The organism is Candidatus Phytoplasma rubi, assembly GCF_026821955.1.
In the GTDB taxonomy this organism is placed as follows: Bacteria; Bacillota_I; Bacilli_A; order Acholeplasmatales; family Acholeplasmataceae; genus Phytoplasma; species Phytoplasma vitis.
Genome location: NZ_CP114006.1, coordinates 515,163 through 539,067, shown reverse-complemented (window position 1 = coordinate 539,067; position 23,905 = coordinate 515,163). Strand labels below are relative to the sequence as shown.

Sequence of the window (23,905 nt, the reverse complement as noted above, 5' to 3'; positions counted from 1 at the left end):
AAATAATATAAAATACAAAAAAAGTTTTTTATTTTTATTTAAGTAGTTTTTATATTTTTGAATTTTTTATTTATAAAAAAAGTAATTTATAATTTTTTTATAAATAAAGAGTTATATAAAAATATTTTTAATAATTAAAAAGGTGCAATAATATGGCTTATAGTAAATTAAGATGTGATACATCTCATAGAAAATCTTTATTAAAAAATTTAGTTGCTAGTTTCATTATGAATGAACGTCTTTTTACTACTGAATCTAGAGCTAAAGAAATTAGAAAAGTAGTTGATAAAGTGATTACTTTAAGTAAAAAAAATACTTTAGATTCTAAAAGATTAGCTTCAACTTTTTTATTTAATAAAAGAATTGATTCGAAGAAAACTGTTTTACAAAAATTATTTAAAGAAATATCTGTCAAATACCAAGATAGAACAAGTGGTTATACAAGAATTATTAAAAGCGAATGTCGAAGAGGCGATTCTGCTCCTATGGCTCTTATTTTATTTGTTTAATATTTTTAAAAAATCAAAAAAAATATTATAAATTAAACGAAAAAAAGGATAAAAAATGATAATTGTTAAAAATTTAAGTTTTAATTATAAAGATAAACAAATTTTTAATAATTTGAATTTTGAAATTTATTCGGGTCAATGGATTACTATTATAGGAGATAATGGTTCAGGAAAAACTACTTTAGCTAAAATATTAGTTGGTTTATTAAACAAACATAAAGGTCAAATTTTTATTAATAATATTGAATTAAATGAAAATAATTTAACAAAATTACGTTTTTTAATTGGTATCGTTTTCCAAAATCCTGATTATCAATTTGTCGGTTTCGATGTTAAGAGTGATATTGCTTTTGGTTTAGAAAATCAATTATTATCTCGTGAAAAAATTGAATCTAAAATATTGAAATATTCTAATATGTTGAATATTCAACATTTATTAGATTCTAAACCTCAAGAATTATCAGGAGGTCAAAAACAAAAAGTGGCTATAGCTTCTGTTTTATCTATGGAACCAGATATTATTATTTTTGATGAGCCTACATCTTTTTTAGATCCACAAGGATCAGAAGAAATTTATAATATTATCCAATATATTCATAAACAAAAAAATAAAATTTTGATCACTATAACTCATGATTTATCTTTTGCTTTGAAAAGTGATAAAATTATGATTTTAGATAAAGGCGATTTAATTAAATATGATAAACCTTCAAATTTAATTAAAGATTCTTTATTTTTACAAAATTATTATAATCATTTGCCTTTAGAGTTAAAACTTTATTATGATTTGCAAAAAGAAAAAGATTTATCAGAGATAAATCAAAAAAAAATCAAACAATTAAAGGATGTTTTGTGGCAATACAATTTAAAGATGTAACTTTTTATTACAATAAAAATAAAAAAGCAGCTTTACGTAATATCAATTTGTCTATTAATTCTGAAAATGATTTTATAGCTGTAATTGGTAAAATAGGTTCAGGTAAATCCACTTTAGTTCAATTAATGAATAGTTTATTAGTTCCGTCGGAAGGTTATATAGATATTTTTGGACAGAGAATAGATAAAAAGACATCACCAAAAATTTTAACTTTTTTGAAAAAAAAAATAGGTTTGGTTTTTCAATTTCCAGAATATCAACTTTTCGAAAATACTATTTTAAAAGATGTTATGTTTGGCCCTAAAAATTTTAATAATAATAATTTAGAAGTGAAAAAAAAAGCTGTTAAAGCTTTAAAACAAGTTGGAATAACTGAAGATTTATTTGACAATTCTCCTTTTAAATTATCTGAAGGACAACAAAGAAAAGTTGCTATTGCTGGTATTTTTGCTATTGAGCCGTCTATTTTAATTTTAGATGAACCTACTAGAGGTTTAGATATTAATAGTTGCAAAGATATCATGAATATTTTAAAAAATAAAAATCAAAAAGATAAAAACACTATTATTTTTATTACTCATGATATAGATTTAGTATTTGAATACGCTAATAAAATTATTTTTTTAGATAAAGGTGAAATTTTATTTTCTGGTTTAAAAGAAATTTTCTTTACAAAATATAATTTATTAAAATTTGGATTATCTGAACCTAAAATTTTTAAAATTTTAAAATTTTTAAATCAAAAATTAGGAGTCTCTTTTGAGTCGAAATTTTCTTATGAGGAATTGTTAAATTGTCTCAAGGATTTTTATAAAGGTGCATAATTACATGGAGATAATTAATATAAAAAATAAATCTTTTTTAAAAAGTATTCATCCTTCTTTAAAAATCATTTTATTTATTTTAATTTTTAAAATTATTTTTAGTTTAAATTTGGATTTAAATGCTAAATTAACATTACAAAAGCAATTATTTTATTTTTTTTATTTTATTTTTTTTATTTTTATTTTTGTTTTATTATTTAAACTTATTGATAATTTTTTCATAAAATTTATAAGACAAATTTTAAATTTAAAGTTTTTTTTTCTTTTTTGTTTTTTTCTTCATGTTTCGCCAAAAGAAAAAGAATTTTCTTTTTCTATTTTCCCTAATGATATAACATTCTTTTTTATTATTATTTTGTTTTTATATTTTTTATCATTTTTTTTAATAAAAAATGAATATAAAAATATTTATTTTTTAATTATTTTTTTCTTTGTTATTGTATTACCTAGTATTTTACAATTTTCGTTAAATCAAGATTTTTTTTTAAAATTATATTTTGATAAAAAAGATTTATTAAACATTTTTTTTATTTTTTTACGTATTTGTTTGTTTTTTATGCTTAATTTTTTAATTAACCAAACGACTTCTTTTATCGAAATTAAAGATGGTTTAGAAATTCTTTTAAAACCTCTTAAAATAATTAAATTTCCTGTTGAAATTTTTTCTCTTATGATTTCTTTGATTTTAATGTCTATTCCTTTTTTATTAGAAGAAAGTAAAAAAATTTTAAAAGCTCAAATATCTCGAGGACTTAATTTTTATACTAAAAATATTTTTAAAAAAGTTTATTATTTAATTTCATTATTAATTCCTATTTTAATTTTAGCTTTTAAAAAATCTTTTGTTTTGGCTAATGCTATGGAAACAAGAGGATATGTTTTAGGAAAACCAAGAACAAAATTAAATGTTTTCCAAATTACCAAAAAAGATTATTTTATCTTTTGTTTTATTTTTGTTTTTTTTGTTTGGAGTTTTTTTATTTGAAAATAATATTATTTTATTTGTAAAAAAATTTAATATATTAAGGAGGTTTTTTATTTGTCAAAATTTACTTATAAATTAATATTAAGTTATGATGGCACTAATTATCATGGTTATCAAAAACAGACTAATGTGATAACAATTCAATCAGTTTTAGAACGTTCTTTATTTAAAATAACTAAACAAAAAATTTTAACTATAGCGGCCAGTCGTACTGATCAAGGTGTTCATGCAGAAGAACAGGTTGTTCATTTTAAAACTTCTTTTTGGATTGAACCAGATTCTTTAAAAAGAGCTTTAAATAAGGTAATGCCTTGTGATATTCAAGTGTTAGATATAGAAAAAAAAGATTTTTTATTTCATGCTCGTTATCATACTAAATCTAAAATTTATAAGTATGTTTTTTCAAAAAAAAAATTAAATTCTTTTAATTATCGTTTTCAAGTATACTTTGAAAATATTAATTTTCCACTTATTAAAAAAGCTCTTTATTTATTAGAAGGCGAAAAAGATTTTGTTTTATTTACTAATAATAAAGATCTTAAAAAAAATACAGTTAAAGTAATTTATAAAGTTTATTCAGAAGAAAATGAAAATCAATTTATTTTATTTTTTCATGGAAAAGGTTTTTTGAAACAAATGATTTTATTTTTAGTAGGTTTTTTAATTTTTATAGGTCAAAAAAGAAAGACTTTAAAAGATTTAGAAAATATGTTTAATGTTGATAGTGAAAAATTTTATTTTTTAGCTCCATCTAATGGACTTTGTTTAAAGAAAATTTTTTATTAAAAAAAGGAAGATTATGATATTTATTTCTTTTGAAGGTTGTGAAGGAACAGGCAAAACTACTTTATCTCATTTTTTATTTGAAAAAATGATACAAAAATATTCTGTTATTTTAACTAAAGAACCTGGCGGATGTTCTTTTAATATGGAAATGAGAAAAATTTTATTTCGATATTGTAATAAAATAGATTTTTATACAGAAGCTTTGTTTTATGCTGCTGATAGAATAGAACATTTAAAAAAAGTTATCATCCCTGCTTTAAAAGATAATAAAATTGTTATTTGTGATCGATATATTGATTCTTCGATAGCTTATCAAGGATACGCTAGAAAATTAGGGCCAGATTTTATAAAAAAAATTAATTTTTTAGCTATGGAAAATTTACCTAACATAACTTTTTATTTAGATTTAGAACCTGAAATCGGAATAAAAAGATTAAAGGAACAAAGAAAATATAAAATAGAATATTTCGATTTACAAAAAAATAGTTTTCATAATGAAGTTAGAAAAGGTTATTTAAAACTTTGTGAACAATATCCTGAAAGAATTTATAAAATAGATGCTACTCTTTCTTTGGAAAAAATAAAATTGATAATTGAAAACAAAATTCATCAGTTATTAAAAAATAAAATATGATTAATATGAAATCTTTATTAGAAAAATTTAAATTTATTATTCAAAATAAAAAATTAATGCATCTTTATTTAATAGAAGGATCACATCAAGAAGCAAAAAAATTATTTATGTTTGAATTGGTATATGATTTTTTAAAAAAAGACAAACCTTCTACGATTTTAAAAAATCATATAAAAACATTTTGTTATCCTAATTTTTATTATTTAGATGCTAATAATACCAAAATAACAAAAGAACAAATTTTAGAAATGCAATTGTATTTTAATCAAACTTCTTTGTTACAAAAAAAGAAAGTTTATGTTATTGATGGTATCGAAAATATATCTTATAGAGTTGCCAACAGTTTGCTTTATTTTTTAGAAAATCCCATTAATAAAAATAATTTAGGAATTTTGTTAACTAAAGATCGTAATTTGGTTCTTTCTACTATTTTATCTCGAGCACAAGTTTTTTCTTTAGAAAATGAATATGAACATAATTATTTTTTTAACGATAAAAAAAATAACATAAATGAATTAGATAAAAGTTTGATTTTGTTATTGAATAAAATAAGAAAAGTAGAATTAGATAATTATTATTATGATTTAAAAAAATTTTTTTTATTTTTTTTAAACACTTCGCTAGAAAATAAAATAGTTTCTAAATTATTTTTTGATGTTCGACACATAATAAAACAAAAAAATTTTATGGATGATTTTTTATTTCTTTTAATAAGTTTTTTTTTAGATTTATATTATAAAAAAAATAATCTTACTTTTAATTTTTCTAATAATTTATTAGAAAATTCTTTTTATAATAAATTATCTTCAAAATTAATTATTAATATTTTAAATTACTTAGTTGAAATGGAAAAGAAAAAAAATATCTTAGAAGAACATTTTTGTTTTTTAGCTTTATTAATAGAGTTTAGTAAAAAAATAAAATTTTAGGATATTTAATATATGGTAATTATTCAAAAAACTTTTGTTGAAAATAAAAGTTTGTTGTATTTAGTGGCGACACCTATCGGAAATATGTCTGATTTGAGTTTTCGAGCTTTAGAGACTTTAAAAGAAGTTGATTATATTTTAACCGAAGACACAAGAATAGCTTTTAAAATTTTACGTTTTTATAATTTTAAAAATAAATTAATTTCTTTGCATAAATATAATGAAAAAAAACGTCTGCAAAAAGTCTTGTTTTTGTTAAAAAAAGGTAATAATCTAGCTTTAATTAGTGATGCAGGAACTCCTTTAATTAGTGATCCAGGTCTTCTTTTGGTAAAAGAAGTGAAAAATGCTGGTTTTAATGTTACTATTGTTCCTGGACCATCAGCTTTTTTATCTGCTTTCGTTCTTTCTTCTTTTGATTGCCCTTTTCTTTTTTTAGGTTTTTTACCTAAAAAAAAAGAGATGAAAATAAAAGTTTTGTTAAAATATCGTTTTTTTGAAGGTTCTTTGATTTTATATGAATCATCAAACAGAATCAAAGATACATTAATATTAATTAGCGATTGTTATGGAAAAGAAAGAAATATTTGTTTAGCCAGAGAATTGACTAAAAAATTCGAAACTATTATTAATGGTTCTTTAGAAGATATTTTGAAAGATGAATTATGTTTAAAAGGTGAATATGTTTTAGTTATTGAAACTAATAAAAATAATAATTTATATAAAGATATAAGTTTAGAAGAACATATTGAGTTTTTTTTAGAACAAGGTTATAATGAAAAAGAATCTTTTGCTAAAGTATCGCAAGCACGAAAAATTTCTAAAAAAATAATTTATAATAAAATTAAAGTTCAAAAAAATTAAAAAAAGGTTTTCGAAAATTAAATGAGTATATTATCTGTAAATAAAAAATTTTATATTGCTACTTCTATTGTTTATGCTTCATCTATACCTCATATAGGAAATGTTTATGAAATGATTTTAGCTGATGCTATAGCAAGATTTAAAAAATTAGAAGGTTATAATGTTTATTTCCAAACTGGTTCCGATGAACATGGGCAGAAAATAAAAAAAAAAGCATTACAACAAGGATTAGATACTCAAAAATACGTTGATCAAATTTCTGATAAAATTAAAGAAATTTATAACAAAATGAATATTAAATATGATTTTTTTATAAGAACAAGTGAATCTTTTCATAAAAAACAAGTTCAAATTATTATGAAACAACTTTTAAAAAATGACGATATTTATTTAGGTTTATATGAAGGCTGGTATTCTGTTTATGAAGAAAGTTATATTTCGGAAAAATATTTAATTAATGGTAAAACAGCTAATGGTGAGACACCTGTTTGGATTCAAGAAGAAGTTTATTTTTTTAAATTAAATAAATATCAAGATCGATTGTTAAAATATTTAAATGATGAACTTCATTTAATTTTACCTCCTTATATTAAGAAAGAAATTTTAAATTTATTAAAAGAACCACTTCCTGATTTATCTATTTCTAGAACTTCATTTGAATGGGGTATTAGTTTAGATTTTAATCCTAAGCATGTAGTTTATGTTTGGATAGACGCTTTAAGTAATTATATTACAGGACTTGATTATCCTTTTGGAGAAGATGATAAAAAAAATAAATTAAAATATTTTTGGCCTTGTGATTTGCATATAATAGGAAAAGATATTACTAGATTTCATTTAATTCATTTTCCTATTTTATTAATGGCTTTAGATTTGCCTCTACCAAAAAAATTTTTGATACATTCTTGGATTTTATTTAATAATAAAAAAATGTCCAAATCTTTAAATAATACTCTTTATGTAGATGATTTATTAAAAATTTTTTCTGTAGATGCTATTCGTTATTTTGTTTTACATGAAATTCCTTATCATTCTGATGGTATTTTAACTTATGATCTTTTATTTGAAAGATATAATACTGATCTTGTGAATACTATAGGTAATTTATTAAGTCGTACTTTAGGAATGATATTTAAATATAATAATGGAGAATTAAGAAAAAAATTAAATCAGGTTAAAGAATTTGAATCTATTGATTTAGCTAAAGAATCTTTAACAACTATATCATCTTTGCGTCATTTTATGGAAGATTATAAAGTGAGTGATTCTATAGAATGTGTATTAAAATTAGCTCGTTTATGTAATAAATATATTGATTTAACGGAACCTTGGAATTTGATTAAAAGTAAAGACAATTTAGATAAATTAGATTTTGTTTTATATAATTTAGTAGAAACAATTCGTTTTATAGGTGTTTTATTACAACCTTTTTTACCAGACACATCTCAAAATATTTTAAAACAAATTCAAGCAGAAGAAAATACTTTTGAAAGTTTATCTCATTTCGGAGTTACTAAAAATAAAAAATTAAAATTAGGAAAAAAAATTTTTGAACGTTTAAATAAAGAGGATTTTGTTGATTTTTAATATTTATAATGAGATAAAAAATGATGTTTGTTATCTTTTTTTTGATAAATTAATAATATAAAATAATAAAAAAATAACTAAAAACAATTTTATATTTGGTAAATTAATTTTACTGACAATTAAACTTGTTTTTTTTGTGATTTAATTATACTTAATAGTAGTTTTGTTTTTTTAAAAAAATTACTATAAAAGAAATAATATAGATGAAAGGAAAAATATAAAAAAATTAAATTTTACCATTTTAAATTGTAATATAAATAAAATCAAAAACAAGAATTAATCATTAAAAATGAATTAAAAAAACATTTACAATTTTTTATAACACTGCGGCGGAGTTCGAAATATGACTATTTTAGAAGCATCAGATTTATATAAAATGCCTTATGCTCAAATATCTACTCGTATCGGAGAGATATTATAGTTATATTAACTTCCTTTTTTTATCAAATTTAAGTATGGAGTTTAATTTTATATAGTAAACTCTTTTTAAAAATATATATAAAAGATATAAATTTTTTAAATTTATTTTTTAAAAAAATTTAGTTAATAATTTTGATTATTTCACTAATAAATTTATCTTTTTTTTAAAATATTTTCTTTTTTTAAAATACAGAAATTATTTTATCTATTTAATCAAGTTTTATTTTTTTTAATAAATTTTTATTTTCTTAATAACATCGATCTTTTAATTATAATTTAAAACTAAAAATTATAATCAAATAAAGATATAAATCAAATATAAAATTATTTATAAAAAAATTAAAATTATTTTAATCATAATAGTAAATAATAAAATAATAAAATAACAGTAATTATTATGAAAACAAATAGAATAATAATAAAAATATAAATATTTTTATTATTTATTAAAGATTCTTTTTTTTGTTCAATTAAATTATTTTTAACTGTTCTTAATTTTTCTTTTTGTTGAATTAAATCATTTTGAGTTGTTATTAAAACTTCTGTTTTTGTTCTTAAATCATTTTGAAATGTTTTTAATTTTTTTTCTTTTTGAGTTAAATCGTTTTTAGTTGTTGTTAATTCTTTTTTTAATTCTTCTTCTTTTTGATTTAAAGCGTTTTTAGTTGTTGTTAAAAAAGCTTCTGTTTTTGTTCTTAAATCATTTTGAAATGTTTTTAATTCTTCTTCTTTTTGAGTTAAAGTGTTTTGAGTTGTTGTTAATTCTTTTTTTAATTCTTCTTCTTTTTGAGTTAAAGCGTTTTTAGTTGTTGTTAATTCTTCTTCTTTTTGAGTTAAAGCGTTTTTAGTTGTTGTTAAAACTTCTTCTTTTTGAGTTAAAGTGTTTTGAGATTTTTTTAATTCTTCTTCTTTTTGAGTTAAAGCGTTTTTAGTTGCTGTTAATTCTTCTTCTTTTTGAGTTAAAGTGTTTTGAGATTTTTTTAATTCTTCTTCTTTTTGAGTTAAAGCGTTTTTAGTTACTGTTAATTCTTCTTCTTTTTGAGTTAAAGCGTTTTTAGTTGCTGTTAATTCTTCTTCTTTTTGAGTTAAAGTGTTTTGAGATTTTTTTAATTCTTCTTCTTTTTGAGTTAAAGCGTTTTTAGTTACTGTTAATTCTTCTTCTTTTTGAGTTAAAGCGTTTTTAGTTGCTGTTAAAACTTCTTCTTTTTGAGTTAAAGCGTTTTTAGTTGTTGTTAAAACTTCTTCTTTTTGAGTTAAAGCGTTTTTAGTTGCTGTTAATTCTTCTTCTTTTTGAGTTAAAGTGTTTTGAGATTTTTTTAATTCTTCTTCTTTTTGAGTTAAAGCGTTTTTAGTTACTGTTAATTCTTCTTCTTTTTGAGTTAAAGCGTTTTTAGTTGCTGTTAATTCTTCTTCTTTTTGATTTAAAGCGTTTTTAGTTGTTGTTAAAACTTCTTCTTTTTGAGTTAAAGCGTTTTTAGTTGCTGTTAAAACTTCTTCTTTTTGAGTTAAAGCGTTTTTAGTTGTTGTTAAAACTTCTTCTTTTTGAGTTAAAGCGTTTTTAGTTGCTGTTAAAACTTCTTCTTTTTGAGTTAAAGCGTTTTTAGTTGTTGTTAAAACTTCTTCTTTTTGAGTTAAAGCGTTTTTAGTTGCTGTTAAAACTTCTTCTTTTTGAGTTAAAGCGTTTTTAGTTGCTGTTAATTCTTCTTCTTTTTGAGTTAAAGCGTTTTTAGTTGTTGTTAAAACTTCTTCTTTTTGAGTTAAAGAGTTTTTAGTTGTTGTTAATTCTTCTTCTTTTTGAGTTAAAGCGTTTTTAGTTGTTGTTAATTCTTCTTCTTTTTGATTTAAAGCGTTTTTAGTTGCTGTTAAAACTTCTTCTTTTTGAGTTAAAGCGTTTTTAGTTGCTGTTAATTCTTCTTCTTTTTGAGTTAAAGCGTTTTTAGTTGTTGTTAAAACTTCTTCTTTTTGAGTTAAAGAGTTTTTAGTTGTTGTTAATTCTTCTTCTTTTTGAGTTAAAGCGTTTTTAGTTGTTGTTAATTCTTCTTCTTTTTGATTTAAAGCGTTTTTAGTTGTTGTTAAAACTTCTTCTTTTTGAGTTAAAGCGTTTTTAGTTGTTGTTAATTCTTCTTCTTTTTGATTTAAAGCGTTTTTAGTTGTTGTTAATTCTTCTTCTTTTTGATTTAAAGCGTTTTTAGTTGTTGTTAAAACTTCTTCTTTTTGAGTTAAAGCGTTTTTAGTTGTTGTTAAAACTTCTTCTTTTTGAGTTAAAGCGTTTTTAGTTGTTGTTAATTCTTCTTCTTTTTGATTTAAAGCGTTTTTAGTTGTTGTTAATTCTTCTTCTTTTTGAGTTAAAGCGTTTTTAGTTGTTGTTAAAACTTCTTCTTTTTGAGTTAAAGCGTTTTTAGTTGTTGTTAATTCTTCTTCTTTTTGATTTAAAGCGTTTTTAGTTGTTGTTAATTCTTCTTCTTTTTGATTTAAATCCTTTTGAAATGTTTTTATAGCTTTTGTTGCTGTTATTAAATCATTTTGAAATGTTTTTAATTCTTTTTCTTTTTGAGTTAAAGTGTTTTGAGATTTTTTTAATTCTTCTTCTTTTTGATTTAAATCATTTTGAGATATTGTTAATTCTTTTTTTAATTCTTCTTCTTTTTGAGTTAAAGCGTTTTTAGTTGCTGTTAATTCTTCTTCTTTTTGATTTAAAGCGTTTCGAAATGTTAATAATTCTTTATTGCTTGTTCTTAATAAACCAATTAATTTTTCAGCATACTGTTGTTGCTGATATACTTCACTATGTTTTTTTTTTAAAGCTTCCAAAACCATTATTATTTTTATATTCTTTGTATCAATATCTTCATTTGGATCATATTTATCTGGATGAGTTATTAATTTTTGATATTTTTCGACAATAATATTTTTATCTATTATTTTATTCGTTAATTTTCTGATATCAAATGAAAAATATAATATAAAAATATAAAAAATAAATATAAATATTGTTAATAAGAAAAAAATAATTATTGAATTCAAATTTGGTTTGGTTTTATTTATGAACATATATCATATAAATTTCTAATTAATATATAAAAAAAATAAATGATAATGACTTTAATTAATATTTTCATTTATCAAATGATTTCAAATAAGATAATAAAAAATAATATTATTTTTAAAATTTTGTTTTTAATTAAAAAATATAGCATTGATTAAACTTATAAAAGTAGTAATTTATATATAAGTTTAAAATTGGATATTTTTCCATAATATATTGAGGTTTCTTAATTAAAAAAAGAGTTATCTTTATTTATTAAGTTTTTTAATAAAATAATAAAGTTAAATAACATAAATTTTTTTATATGAATAAATTTAATACATTCAATACCTTATTTAAGTATATATTGTTATTTTAAAATAATTAACAATAAACTTTAGTCAAATAATCTTAGTAATAAAGATTATTATCATTAATAATTTAAATTTTATTGAATATTTTTACTTAATAAGTAAAATTTTTGCTTTTGATTTTATAAATTAGTTATTTTTCAAATTATTTTATTTCGAAAGATATAATCAAAATAATATTTTTTTAATAGAAAATAAAAAAATAATAATAATTAATGTGTCTAAAAGTTTGTTCGAATTAATCTTGTTTATATTGATTAAATAAATATTGTCATTCGTTTAATAATTAATTTATTTATATAAAAAAACAAAAATTATTTAATTATTAATTCATATTATATTATTTATTTAAAAAATATTTATGAACACTCATTGTTACACACTTTATAAAAAATTATTTATGATAAATTAAACTTTAATAATAAGATAGACTAATTGTATAATAATTTTTGAAAAAAATGATTTTATTTGTAAAATTTTTAAAAAATATTTTTTTGCGATTTTTTATATTAGATTTTCTAATCAAAAAATAAATTAAAAGTTTATATATAAATTTTTTTGAAAATTAATTTTTTAAATAAAATGATTATTTGAAAAATATTCGAATGTATCTTTTTTTTAAAAATTTAAATTAGATCAAATATTATATATATTGAAAACAATTTTAAGAAATAAATTGCATTTTAATAATTTTAAATAATAAAATAATAATCTTTATATACGAAATATAAATTTTTAAAAAAATATATTTTTTTAAAAATTTTTTTAGTCATAAAATCTAAAATCTTTATTTTTCATAATATAAAAGAAATTTTATTATATTTAATATTTAAATACTTTTTGATTTAAAAAAATTATTTAATGATAATTAATATCTGTAAAATAAACTAAATTAAAAATAATTTTTTTTATAATTATTAAAAATAATAATATTAAAATGTTTTATATTAAAATAAATTTTTAAAATTTTTTTAATTTTTATCTAAATTTATAAACTTAATAATAAAATTTATTTTTTTAATTAATTATTTTCTAATAATTTTATTATTTGCCCTTATGTAAATACATTATTTTATTTAAAATTATAATAATAAAATAATCAAAATAATTAAATTTAATTGATTATTTATGCAACTATACATATTAAATTGTATCATAAAAATAATTATATTAATTATTTATTAAAAAAAGATATTAATTAGAAAATTTATTATTTTGTATATTATTATTTTTTATACAAAATATTATGTTCAAAAATTTTTTTATGTATTTCCACTTTTAAAGAAACAAAATTAACCATAAAATTAACAATTGGTCTAGGGTTAAATATTGTTTCTAAATCTCTTTGTTTATTTAATGAATTGATTTCTAAAATTCAAATTTTTTTTCTTGTAAATCGTTGTTATTAGAAGCGAAAAAATTAATTTTATTAATTTTTTCATTATTTTTTTTAAAATAATTAAATGTTCTTCTTTATCGATGTTAAAAATATATTTTTCAAAATTTGAGCTGTTCCTTTTTTTAATACAACTTTTTATTTTAAAATGATTCTTTAAGACTAAAATTAATAGATAATTTCCTATCTTTTCAAACTAAAGAAACATTTTTTTTAATTAAAAAGTGTCTAAACTTTTTTTCATAATTCTTTAGTTTCAAAAGATATTTTTTTTAATATTTTATCCTTACACTATCTAGTTAGGTAAAAAAAGTGAAAAACTCGTCAACAAAATGAAAAGAAAATAATCTTTGATATAAATTTAACATTTTTCTTTAAAAAAAGGCGTACTAAAGTAACCTTTTACAAGGTTATATTATTTGATGTTAATTCAACTAAAAATTTATCTCAGATTTTGAACATATTGAGATGGAGTTGAATGGTTTAATTTGGTTAAAATCCATTTATTATTCCAAAATTGAGGAAATTGATTGATTAATTTTTTCATTTTATCAGGAGATTTTTGAAAGAAAAAAGGATTTTGATATTGTAAGATGGTTTTCATTTGGCCGAAAAAGTTTTCAATGACGGCGTTATCACGAGGGGTGGCTTTTTTTGACATGCTGATTAAAAAACCTTTTTTCGTTAAAGTTTTTGAATTTTGAGTGATTGATAAACTTTTCCTTGATCAGAGTGAATAATACAAGGTTTTTTTAATGAAGGTAATTTTTTAATAGTATTTAAAACTAAATCTTTATTTTGTTGGTTTGAAGTGTGAGAAGCAATTATTTGGTTGTTAAAAGAGTCGATAATACAAGAAAAATATAAAAAACCTTGATTAGTTTTGAAATAAGTGATGTCAGTAAAGAGTTTTTGAAGAGGTTTGATGGCCATAAAATCTTGATTGATTAAATTAGGAATTATTTGGAGATTATTTTTTAAATTACGGTAAGTAAAATTTTTTTTGATTCTTAAACGACAACTAATGTCGTTTTTTTCATAATGGTGTAAACTTTTTTATTGGTGATGAACTCGTTAAAGGTTTTTTGATATAAATTAGTAATTTTTCGATGACCGTAAAAATATTGATAATGGAGACATAAAGCTTTAATTCTTTTTTTGTTGTAAAAAGTATTTTTCTTCTTTTTCTTTTAGTTTATCTTTAATTTTCAACCAATAATAATAAGTACTTCTTTTAATTTGAATTGTTTTTAAAATAGTGGTTAAATTAAGAGTTTGATTAAATTAATTAACTAAATGAAAAACAATTTTTTTATCAATTTTTTTAATTTTTTCAATAATTTTTTGTAATAATTTAATTTTTTGTTTTAATTTTTGCATCTTAATACCAATTATCTTTATAAATTATTTTTAAATATATCAACTATTATAACTCTAAAAGATTTTTTATTTGATCAATAAGCGCTTCAGCTCGTTCATCTTTTTGTTTAATATATAAATATCAATAATTGGGAAGGCAATTAATTTAAAAATTAAAGTTGATTTAATGATTGAAATAAATTAAAAAATAAAATTACCTAAAAAAGAGGTTTTTATGATATCGATAAATAATAATGATATGAAAAATGATAATGCGATAATATCAAATATCGAGTATCATTATCATTATCGATATAAAATATCACTCCTTAAATGAGTTAATCTTTATATAGATTATTTTCAAACTCAAAATGTTATAAAACTGTTAGTAAAGTGTTATAAAACTGTTAGTAAAGCGTTATAAAGTTGTTAGTAAAGTGTTATAAAATTGTTAGTTTTCTTTTTTTATTAAATATTTATACATAGGATGTAACTTTTTCACCCGATAACCTTGTTTATCTTTTGTTAAAAAAGATTTAATGTATTTTAAATCTTCTTTTCGATAATAGATGATTTTTAACCCTTTCTTATAGTTGGTTTTCATGGGTTTATGATTGAACTGTTCCGTTTTTTCATACAACTTTTTATTTTAAAATTGTTCTTTCAGACTAACTATTAATTGATAATTTCCTATCTTTTCAAACTAAGGAAATATTTTGTTGAATTAAAAAGTGTCTAAACTTTTTTTGATAATTCTTTAGTTTCAAAAGATATTTTTTTAATATTTTAACCCTTCACTATATAGTTAGGTAAAAAAAGTTAAAAACTCGTCAACAAAATGAAAGAAAATGATATTTTTTTAAATTTTATTATTTTTAGGTAAAAAAAAGCGTACTAAAGTAACCTTTTTCAAGGTTATATTATTTTATATTAATTCAACTAAAAATTTATCTTAGATTTTGAGAATATTGAGATGGAGTTGAATAGTTTAATTTACTTAAAATCCACTTAGTATTCCAAAATTGAGAAAATTGATTGATTAATTTTTTCATTTTGTTAGGAGATTTTTGAAATAAAAAAGGATTTTGATGTTGTAAGATTGTTTTCATTTGACCGAAAAAGTTCTCAATGACCGCGTTATCACGAGGGTGGCTTTTCTTGACATGCTGATTAAAAAACCTTTTTTGTTAAAGTTTTTGAATTTTGAGCGATTGATAAACTTTTCCTTGATCAGAATGAATGACGCAAGGATTAATAATTTTTGAAGTTTTTAATAGTATTTAAAACTAAATCTTTATTTTGTTGGTTTGAAACATGTAAAGCAATTATTTGATTGTTAAAAGAGTCGATGATACAAGAAAAATAGAGAAAACCTTGATTAGTTTTAAAATAAGTGATGTCAGTAAAGAGTTTTTGAAGAGGTTTGGTGGCCATAAAGTCTTGATTGATTAAATTAGGAATTATTTGGAGATTATTTTTTAAATTACGGTAAGTAAAATTTTTTTTGATTCTTAAACGACAACTAATGTCGTTTTTTTTCATGATGAGATAAACTTTTTTCTTGGTGATAAATTCATTAAAGGTTTTTTGGTATAAATCAGTGATTTTTAGATTTACGTAAAAATATTTATAATTGAGAAATAAAGCTTTAATCCGTTTTTGTTGTAAAAATATTTTTCTTCTTTTTCTTTTAGTTTATCTTTCATTTTTAACCAATAATAATAAGTACTTCTTTTAATTTGAATTGTTTTTAAAATAGTGGTTAAATTAAGAGTTTGATTAAATTGGTTAACTAAATGAAAAACAATTTTTTTATCAATTTTTTTAATTTTTTCAATCATTTTTTGTAATAATTTAATTTTTTGTTTTAATTTTTGCATCTTAATACCAATTATCTTTATAAATTATTTTAAATATATCAACTATTATAACTCTAAATAAGCGCTTCAGCGCGTGCATCTTTGTTTCATAATATAATAATTTTAATACTTGGTAAGGCAATTAATTTAAAAATTAAAGTTGATTTTAATGATTGAAATAAATTAAAAAATAAAATTACCTAAAAAAGAGGTTTTTATGATATCGATAAATAACAATGATATGAAAAATGATAATTCGATAATATCAAATATCGAGTATCATTATCATTATCGATATAAAATATCAAATATCACTCCTTAAATAAGCTTTTTATTAAAAAGGATATATGAAAAGTAACATGGTAACAAAGCGGTAATAAGATGGTAATAAAACGGTAATAAAGTGGTAATAAAAAGGTAACTCAATGGTAATAAAATGGTAATTTTATAAATTATTTATTTGTTTTTAATTCTTTTTTATTTAAATTGGATAAATAACCAGAACGTAACTTTTTCACCCGATAACCTTGTTTATCTTTTGTTAAAAAAGATTGAATGTGTTTTAAATCTTCTTTTTGATAATAAATAATGTTTAACCCTTTTTTATAGTTAGTTTTCATGGGTTTATGGTATTTATCTAGTTTTTGAGGGTCTAATTGATATAACTGTAAAGTTTCTAACTTATTGACATCAATTTTTCCAATTAATTTTTTGATGATATTTTTAGATTCATTTTTATAATTGATTTGGAAGATATTAAATAGGTTTTTAAGGGGGTTATTTTGGCTTTTAATCGGGTTTAAATCAGAAAGTAATAGTTTTTTGCTATTACTAGAAGAAAAATTATCATTAATTAAGGTGATTTTTGTTTGTTTCATTTCTTCTAAGATGTGAGGATCGACGAAGAGAGTTTGGTTTTTGGGGCGGTAATTGTGCCCTGTTCCAAAACTTTAGACACTTTTTACTTTTTAAAAATTCTTTAAGACTAACTATTAAGTTAGTCTTTTTTTGTTTCAAAGACTAAAAAAAATAATTTCTTATCTTTTCTAAAAACTTTTTTAGAAAGGAATTAAATGTTAAGAGAAAATTATTTAAAGAATTTTTAAAAAACAAAAAGAATTTAGAAATACGAAATCAATTAATCGAACTTCATTTACCTTTAATAAAAAAGATAGTTCAAAAGTTTAAATATTATCCGCGTGTCCTTCAAAAAGAAGATTTATATCAAGAAGGGATTTTAGGATTAATCAAAGCCCTCAATAATTACGAAGATTTAGGTTATGACTTTATTGCTTACGCTACTCCAACCATCAAATCGGAAATCAGAGAACTAATAAGAAAAAGCCATTCACCTTCAATCCCCCAAAAAAATCATAAAGTTGATAATCTTTCTTTTAAAGAAGAGTTTTATGAACCATATCAAATAAATAATTTAAACCCTCATCAATTATGGTTAAAACAAGTTAATCATGAAATTTTTTTAAAAAAAATGAAAGCTAAATTAAGTGAAAACGAATTCAAAATTATCTATTTAAGTTTTGGTGTTCCTTTAGGAAATATTAACGAAGATTATCAAGGATGTTATACCAATACCGAAATAGCTGAAAAACTCAATTTATCTTTAAAACAAGTAGAAAATATTAAAAACATCGCTATCAAAAAATTAAAAAAACGTTAAAACCTATCGCTCGTCCGTAATGACGTTAAACTAGTTATTAAAAACAATAAAAAATAAAAACCAGATTACTTTCAAAGTAATCTTTTTTTGTATCAAAACCAAGCATAAAATTTTTGAAACAACAGTAATAAACGATTCCAACATCAACAAATCAGATAGTCGTTCAATACATTTGTTTTCAAAAGTTTTATCTATAAATAAATAAAAAAATATATCAAAAAGAAGGAAAAATAAAATTATGTTAAATAAAGTTCAATTAATCGGTCGTCTAAGCCATGATTTAGAAAAACAATATATCAATTCAAAAAACGAACAAATCGCTAAAATCGATTTTCAATTAGCTCTTAACATTAAAGATAAAACCCAATTCATCCCTTGTATCGCTTTTCGTAATCAAGCTGAAAACATGAATAAATACCTACATAAAGGTTCGAAAATTTATCTTGAAGGGACATTATCCATCCAAAAATACACGAATAATGAAGGTCAAACCAAAATCAATACTAAAGTTATTCTTCAAAACGTGATCTTTTTAGATAATAAACCTCAAGAAACTTTACCTTTTTAAAAAAAAGATTTCATAACAACCAAATGAACTTAATCATCTAACCAACAAACAATTAAAAAAATCAAACAAAAGGAGTCAAATAATTATGACAAAAAAGAATTAATTAAAAAATCGCTTTAGCTAACAAAACTTCCGTAACTAAAACTGAAGAATTTTATAATATCTTCGAAAATAATTTAATCAACGCTATCACTAAGAACGAAGAAGTAGTTTTATTTCCTAAAATAGGCAAATTTAAATTAAAATCAAGAAAAGCCTACATCGGTAGAAACCCTAAAACAAGGAAAAAACTAAAAATCCCTGCGAAAACAGTAATCACTTTTAAATTATCTCAAACCATTAAAAACCAAGTGAAAGCTTTAATTTTAAAATAAAAAAAGAGAGATTTTATGAAAAACCAATCAGCTGAAATCATTTTAGTAATAGTTTCAACAACTATTCTCATTATTGTTTTGTTGGTTACATTTTTCACCTTCCAAGAAAAACTCAAAAATGATAAAAATAAAAAATCAACAAAAAAATAAATAATTTCAAAAACTTAAAGGAGAAATAATATGTCAAAAATAATTATCAAAAAAACTAAAAACAAATCAAAAAACCAAGAAAAAACTAATAACAATTTAACAACACCAACAACGAAAGAAACAAAAATGTTAGCAACCCAAAAATTACCTTTGTTACAAAAAATCACTTATACTATTATCATTTTAAATTCACTTTTATCTTTATTAAATCTTTACTACGAAAATAAAATTCCTTGGTTTACTACAGGAATTAATAACTTAATTAATTTAATTAAATCAATTATCCTAGGAGGAAAATAATTATGAAAATTCAAACTAAAAATAAAATTTTCACCACTTTAGTGGTTTTTATCAGTTTATTTTTTACCATCGCTTCACTTTATGCCTTAAAAAATTACTTCGCCCAAAAAAGAAAAGAGAAAATTCAATTGATAAATAATTATCCTTCTTTTACTATTGAACGAACAGGGGGAAATAACGAAGACAAAATCCTTTTACCTATTCCCATTCCGAACTTAAATCAACAAAAATATCAACATTTAATTACAGTTGAACATGAAGCCACTTTGAATTCAAACGGGTTGGAAATTACCGTTCCTTTATATTTAAAAATATCTACTCGCTATGATACTCAAACAACTTTTAATCATCCTGAACAATATTTTAATTTATCGTTAAAAATTAACGATCATGAATATGAAGCTAATAAATGTCCTTTAATGACTTTAGAAAATGGGATTGGAACTATGAAAATACAAATCAGTATCGAACAAAAAGAAATTATAAAAGAAAAAGATCCTCAATTAAAATTAATTTGTGATTACGAATTAATTGATTCCCAAGGGAAAACTTTCAGTGGTGGCAGTCAAACCATTGAAAACAAAATCGCTCAATTAGCGTAATTTATCAATAAAGACTAAGTTTTTACTTGGTCTTTTTTTTATTGAGAAAGGAAGAAAAATGAAAAAGAAAATCAACCAAAAGCCATTATCAAAATATTTAATGTTAACTATTATCATTTTATTTATTTCTTTTTGTCTAGGAACTTATGTATGGATCCATCATCAAACTTTAATAGAAACTGAAAAACAAATCACCAATCATCATAAAAGACTAGAAAATCAAAATATTAACTTACAAGAAACCAAAAAACAAATTCATCAAAAACAAAATGAATTAGAAAAAAAAATAACCTTAAAACAAAATGAATTACAAACCGAATTTCATAACCAATTACAATCTAATTTAGAATCATTAATAACACAAAATCAAAAACCGCATCTCGACGAAAGATTAATTAAACTATCTAATCCTCAAAAATTCTTATCTTTTAATCAATTAATCGGTTTTAAAGAGGAGTTAAAAGCAGCGGAAGGATTTATGGATTATTTAAAAAATAAAACTAACTATCAAGGAATTGGTGAGATAGAACCACCATTAGGCATTTTAATGCATGGTTGTCCAGGAACAGGTAAAACTACTTTAGCACGTGCTTTGGCAAAAGAAACTAAATTACCTTTCTTTGAAGTTTCTAGTTCTTTATTCTCCCAAAAATATAAAGGCGAAGCCCCACAAATGGTTAAAGATTTATTTGAAACAGCTAGAGAAGAAGCGGATAAAAAAAACGGCGCTATTATCTTTTTAGATGAATGTGAAACTATTTTTACTGATTTAGGAACATTAGAAGCTGGTTCAGAAATCGCCAATGTGGTTAACCAATTCAAAACTGAAATGACATCAGTTGACAATAATCTTGAAAAACCAATTTTTGTCATTGGCGCAACAAATCATATAGAACAAATTGACGAAGCAATCAAATCAAGATTTACTTACAACATCGAAGTGAAACCTGGCAATAAAGAAGAAAGAAAACAATTTTTAGAATTCATGATTAAAAAACGTCAAAACCCTTATAGCCAAGAAACCCAACAATACTTATTGGAAATTATCAACGAAGCTTTAGAATATTTACCACAAAATCATCAATTCTTAAAAGCTAATCGTACTTTAGAAAACCTTTTAAAAACAACTGTCAACGTTTTCGCACACAATCGCGGAACTGACGAAAATAAAAGAAACGAAATCAACAAAGAAGATTTAAAACAAGCTTACCAAATGATCATTTCTCAAAAAACAGAAATATTAGATCAAATCGAAAACCAAAAGAAAGGAGGTGAATAATAATGTTATCAACCTTAGACTTATTTAAAAGTTATTTTACTTTTCAATCTTATTTTACTTGGTTTTTACTAGCTAGTATTCTTTTTGGTGGTTTTCTTTTCTTTAAAATAAAAAATTATCGCACACATACAACAACTTGGAAAGGCTATTTAATTTATTTTTTAATTATTATTGGTTGTTTGAGTTTTATTTATCTTTGTTTCTTTCATCAACCAAAAGAGTCATCCTCTAAATATCTCGGACAATTAATCAATGAAATCGATAAAGCCATTGACAAATACGACAAAACTATTAATAACTACAAAGGACTCAAATCAGATTGGGAAGGGGAATTAAGGAAATGCGAAGAAGAATTAAAAACATTATATGAACAACAAGTAATTAACCAAGAACAAAAAGAAAAAATCAAAAAACTTTTAGACCAAACTGAATTAAAAATAACTGATATCAAAACTCAACAACAAGAAACTGAAAAGAATATTAATATTTTAAAAGAACAACAAAAACAAAAAGAACAAGAATTAAAAAATAAAGAAAAAGAAAAAAAACTAACCGAAGAACAAATAGCCAATTCTACCAATTTAAGCGAAATTGAAAAGTTAAATATAAAACTAACCCAAATAAACAAAGAAATATCATCGTTAGTCGGTCAAATTTCACATCTTAATTCTCAAATCGGAATTTTAGAATCCAAACAAAGAATGTATGAAAATATGTTATCAAACGCTATCATATTAAGAGATTCCTTGCAACGTGATTATGTACAATTAACTTCTGACGAGAAAAAATTATTCGCCAAAATCAAATCTGTGGAAGAACGTAAAGCCGAAATTCAAAAAAATATCGATGAAATCAACCAAAAATTAAATAAAATTGAAAGTGAACGAGATTTATATAATGCTCTAAAAGACAAATACCGAGAAATGCATACCCGTATGACAACATACGAAAAAGAAAATTCATTTTCTTTCGGTAACGTCTTTAAAGTTGGTTTTAAGGCTTTCGATAAAGTAACTGATTTAATCCCTGCTAAATACGGTATGAAAATAATAGGTAAATCAATTACTTTTACACGTAAATTCTCACAAGGGGCGACGAAAGCCACTTTAATTCTTCACGAAGGACACCGTTTATGGCATATGTATAACGAAGTAGTCAACGAAAACAAAGAATCAGCACCAATGATTACCAAAGAAACTTTAGACTCGTATCTTAACGACATCAACCGCGATTTAGCCAAACTTGACGCTGACAAAAAAGATTGCGAAAAGAAAATAGAAGAATATAAAAATCGTCGTGATAATAATGTTCTTTTAAGCACTGAAACTTTAGAAGAGGAAATTCAAGAAGAACAAAGAAAAAAGAGAAAAATATCAGTTATTGATGAATATGAAAAAATTATTAACGAATTAGATGAAAAAAGAAAAAAAATAGAAGATATTGATAAATTACGCATTGATAAATTTGCATTAGAAACGGACAAATTAGAATTCAAAATAAAAGAAAGAGATATAATAAGAGAAGAAATTCGTCAACAAAATCCCAACTATGCTCGCGCTCAACAACGTCTTAAAGACAAACGTCAAACTAAAATCCCTGAAATGATTATGATTCCTAATAAATAAAACTTTTTTTAAACAATTTAATTCATAAAATTGTATAATGGTAATATATTCAAATTTTGATATTTGATAATAATCACTATTATCAGAAGGGAAATGAAATTGATGAATACTAGTAATTTTTTCAAAAAACATTTAGTAAATATTATTATCACTTCTCTTATCGGAATCGCCATCATTATTGTTTTTTATCAAGGAAGAAACGAAATTAAAAAAGAAAAAGAAGAATTATTTTCACCAAAAGAAGAAATAGAAAATGATGATTCAAAATTGAGTTCTTCACGACCTAAACGAGAAACTGAAAAACCTAAATTCATCATTACTGAAGCTCGTTTTGACAAAATAAAATCTTATGTATTATCAGAAAACAACAATCAAACTTTATTACTCAATGATCTTTCTGAAATAGAAAAAATTGAAATTGAAAAAATAAGAGAATGTCGAAAACAAACTTTAGGTTTTATAAAGAGACATAAAAATACAATTAATGAAAAAAATAAAGAATGCAATAATTTAAGAGAACAACTGCAACCATTATATCATCAAATCGAAACATTAAAAAATCAATTAACACCATTGGAACAAGATAAAGAAAATAAAATAAAACAAAGAGATAAATTAAGAAATATTGGAGCAAATTGGGAAAATCATCCACAAAATTCTGAACTAACCCAAATAAATAAAGAAATATCATCATTAGTCGGTCAAATTTCACATCTTAATTCTCAAATCGGAATTTTAGAATCCAAACAAAGAATGTATGAAAATATGTTATCAAACGCTATCATATTAAGAGATTCCTTGCAACGTCAATACTATAAAAGCGAAAAGGAATATCAAAATCAAATTAACTCTTTACTTAACTCCCTCTACGAAATCACCTCAGTTGAGGGAAAAAAATAAAGGA

The 23,905-nt window shown here is 21.7% G+C and carries 18 protein-coding genes and 5 pseudogenes; 18 read left to right on the top strand and 5 right to left on the bottom strand.

From position 1 onward, the window contains the following. The first annotated feature begins 152 nt into the window (after positions 1-152). Genes rplQ through metG form a run of 9 tightly spaced genes read left to right on the top strand, consistent with a single transcriptional unit; the run spans position 153 to position 7,995 of the window. A complete protein-coding gene (rplQ, locus tag RS022_RS02995) occupies positions 153-509 on the top strand; it encodes a 50S ribosomal protein L17 (protein WP_268849713.1) in 357 nt (118 codons plus the stop codon). A gap of 55 nt (positions 510-564) precedes the next feature. Further along, a complete protein-coding gene (locus RS022_RS02990) occupies positions 565-1,386 on the top strand; it encodes an energy-coupling factor ABC transporter ATP-binding protein (protein ID WP_268849712.1) in 822 nt (273 codons plus the stop codon). Continuing rightward, on the top strand, positions 1,362-2,210 hold the full coding sequence (locus RS022_RS02985) for an ATP-binding cassette domain-containing protein (RefSeq protein ID WP_268849711.1): 849 nt from the start codon (positions 1,362-1,364) through the stop codon (positions 2,208-2,210). The genes RS022_RS02990 and RS022_RS02985 overlap by 25 nt, the downstream gene beginning before the upstream one ends. A 4-nt stretch (positions 2,211-2,214) precedes the next feature. Then, entirely contained in the window at positions 2,215-3,195 is a 981-nt protein-coding gene (locus RS022_RS02980) for an energy-coupling factor transporter transmembrane component T (RefSeq protein WP_268849710.1), read from the top strand. 54 nt (positions 3,196-3,249) lie between these two features. Further along, positions 3,250-3,981: a tRNA pseudouridine(38-40) synthase TruA gene (gene truA / locus RS022_RS02975; RefSeq protein WP_268849709.1), complete on the top strand. Its 732-nt coding sequence runs from the start codon at positions 3,250-3,252 to the stop codon at positions 3,979-3,981. A gap of 13 nt (positions 3,982-3,994) precedes the next feature. Then, entirely contained in the window at positions 3,995-4,615 is a 621-nt protein-coding gene (tmk, locus tag RS022_RS02970; protein WP_268849708.1) for a dTMP kinase, read from the top strand. After that, the gene (locus tag RS022_RS02965; RefSeq protein ID WP_268849707.1) at positions 4,612-5,544 is read left to right on the top strand and encodes a hypothetical protein; all 933 of its coding nucleotides are present in this window, start codon (positions 4,612-4,614) and stop codon (positions 5,542-5,544) included. The genes tmk and RS022_RS02965 overlap by 4 nt, the downstream gene beginning before the upstream one ends. A 12-nt stretch (positions 5,545-5,556) precedes the next feature. Next, positions 5,557-6,408, top strand: coding sequence for a 16S rRNA (cytidine(1402)-2'-O)-methyltransferase (rsmI, locus tag RS022_RS02960; protein WP_268849706.1), 852 nt, complete (start codon positions 5,557-5,559; stop codon positions 6,406-6,408). A 21-nt stretch (positions 6,409-6,429) separates the two neighbouring features. Further along, entirely contained in the window at positions 6,430-7,995 is a 1,566-nt protein-coding gene (metG, locus tag RS022_RS02955) for a methionine--tRNA ligase (RefSeq protein WP_268849705.1), read from the top strand. Positions 7,996-8,769: 774 nt separating this feature from the next. Here metG and RS022_RS02950 read toward each other — a convergent pair. The 5 genes and pseudogenes from RS022_RS02950 to RS022_RS02930 all read right to left on the bottom strand — a co-directional run. Next, a complete protein-coding gene (locus tag RS022_RS02950) occupies positions 8,770-11,439 on the bottom strand; it encodes a coiled-coil domain-containing protein (protein WP_268849704.1) in 2,670 nt (889 codons plus the stop codon). A 2,210-nt stretch (positions 11,440-13,649) separates the two neighbouring features. Continuing rightward, positions 13,650-14,587 (bottom strand): annotated as a pseudogene (locus RS022_RS02945) (IS3 family transposase). Positions 14,588-15,017: 430 nt separating this feature from the next. Then, positions 15,018-15,176 (bottom strand): annotated as a pseudogene (locus tag RS022_RS02940) (phase variable surface lipoprotein); the annotation flags it as partial. 337 nt (positions 15,177-15,513) lie between these two features. Continuing rightward, a pseudogene (locus RS022_RS02935) lies at positions 15,514-16,446 on the bottom strand (IS3 family transposase). A gap of 431 nt (positions 16,447-16,877) precedes the next feature. Then, positions 16,878-17,357 (bottom strand): annotated as a pseudogene (locus RS022_RS02930) (phase variable surface lipoprotein); the annotation flags it as partial. Between the two features lie 107 nt (positions 17,358-17,464). On the opposite strand from RS022_RS02930, the gene RS022_RS02925 reads away from it, so the two are divergent. The 9 genes and pseudogenes from RS022_RS02925 to RS022_RS02885 all read left to right on the top strand — a co-directional run bounded on the left by RS022_RS02925 (position 17,465) and on the right by RS022_RS02885 (position 23,901). Next, on the top strand, positions 17,465-18,103 hold the full coding sequence (locus tag RS022_RS02925; RefSeq protein ID WP_268850205.1) for a sigma-70 family RNA polymerase sigma factor: 639 nt from the start codon (positions 17,465-17,467) through the stop codon (positions 18,101-18,103). Between the two features lie 238 nt (positions 18,104-18,341). Further along, positions 18,342-18,671 (top strand): single-stranded DNA-binding protein, encoded by a 330-nt coding sequence (locus tag RS022_RS02920; protein ID WP_268849703.1) that lies wholly within the window; start codon positions 18,342-18,344, stop codon positions 18,669-18,671. Positions 18,672-18,731: 60 nt separating this feature from the next. Beyond that, a pseudogene (locus RS022_RS02915) lies at positions 18,732-19,045 on the top strand (HU family DNA-binding protein). A 15-nt stretch (positions 19,046-19,060) separates the two neighbouring features. After that, positions 19,061-19,195, top strand: a complete 135-nt coding sequence (locus tag RS022_RS02910) for a hypothetical protein (RefSeq protein WP_268849702.1) — start codon at positions 19,061-19,063, stop codon at positions 19,193-19,195. 30 nt (positions 19,196-19,225) lie between these two features. Next, positions 19,226-19,495, top strand: coding sequence for a hypothetical protein (locus tag RS022_RS02905; protein ID WP_268849701.1), 270 nt, complete (start codon positions 19,226-19,228; stop codon positions 19,493-19,495). A gap of 2 nt (positions 19,496-19,497) precedes the next feature. Next, positions 19,498-20,097 carry a hypothetical protein gene (locus tag RS022_RS02900; RefSeq protein WP_268849700.1) on the top strand — a complete coding sequence of 200 codons (600 nt, stop codon included), beginning with the start codon at positions 19,498-19,500 and terminating at the stop codon, positions 20,095-20,097. Between the two features lie 58 nt (positions 20,098-20,155). Further along, positions 20,156-21,376, top strand: coding sequence for an AAA family ATPase (locus RS022_RS02895; protein ID WP_268849699.1), 1,221 nt, complete (start codon positions 20,156-20,158; stop codon positions 21,374-21,376). A gap of 2 nt (positions 21,377-21,378) precedes the next feature. Beyond that, positions 21,379-23,001, top strand: coding sequence for a DNA double-strand break repair protein Rad50 (locus RS022_RS02890; RefSeq protein WP_268849698.1), 1,623 nt, complete (start codon positions 21,379-21,381; stop codon positions 22,999-23,001). 102 nt (positions 23,002-23,103) lie between these two features. Further along, positions 23,104-23,901: a hypothetical protein gene (locus RS022_RS02885; protein ID WP_268849697.1), complete on the top strand. Its 798-nt coding sequence runs from the start codon at positions 23,104-23,106 to the stop codon at positions 23,899-23,901. Positions 23,902-23,905 lie beyond the last annotated feature (4 nt).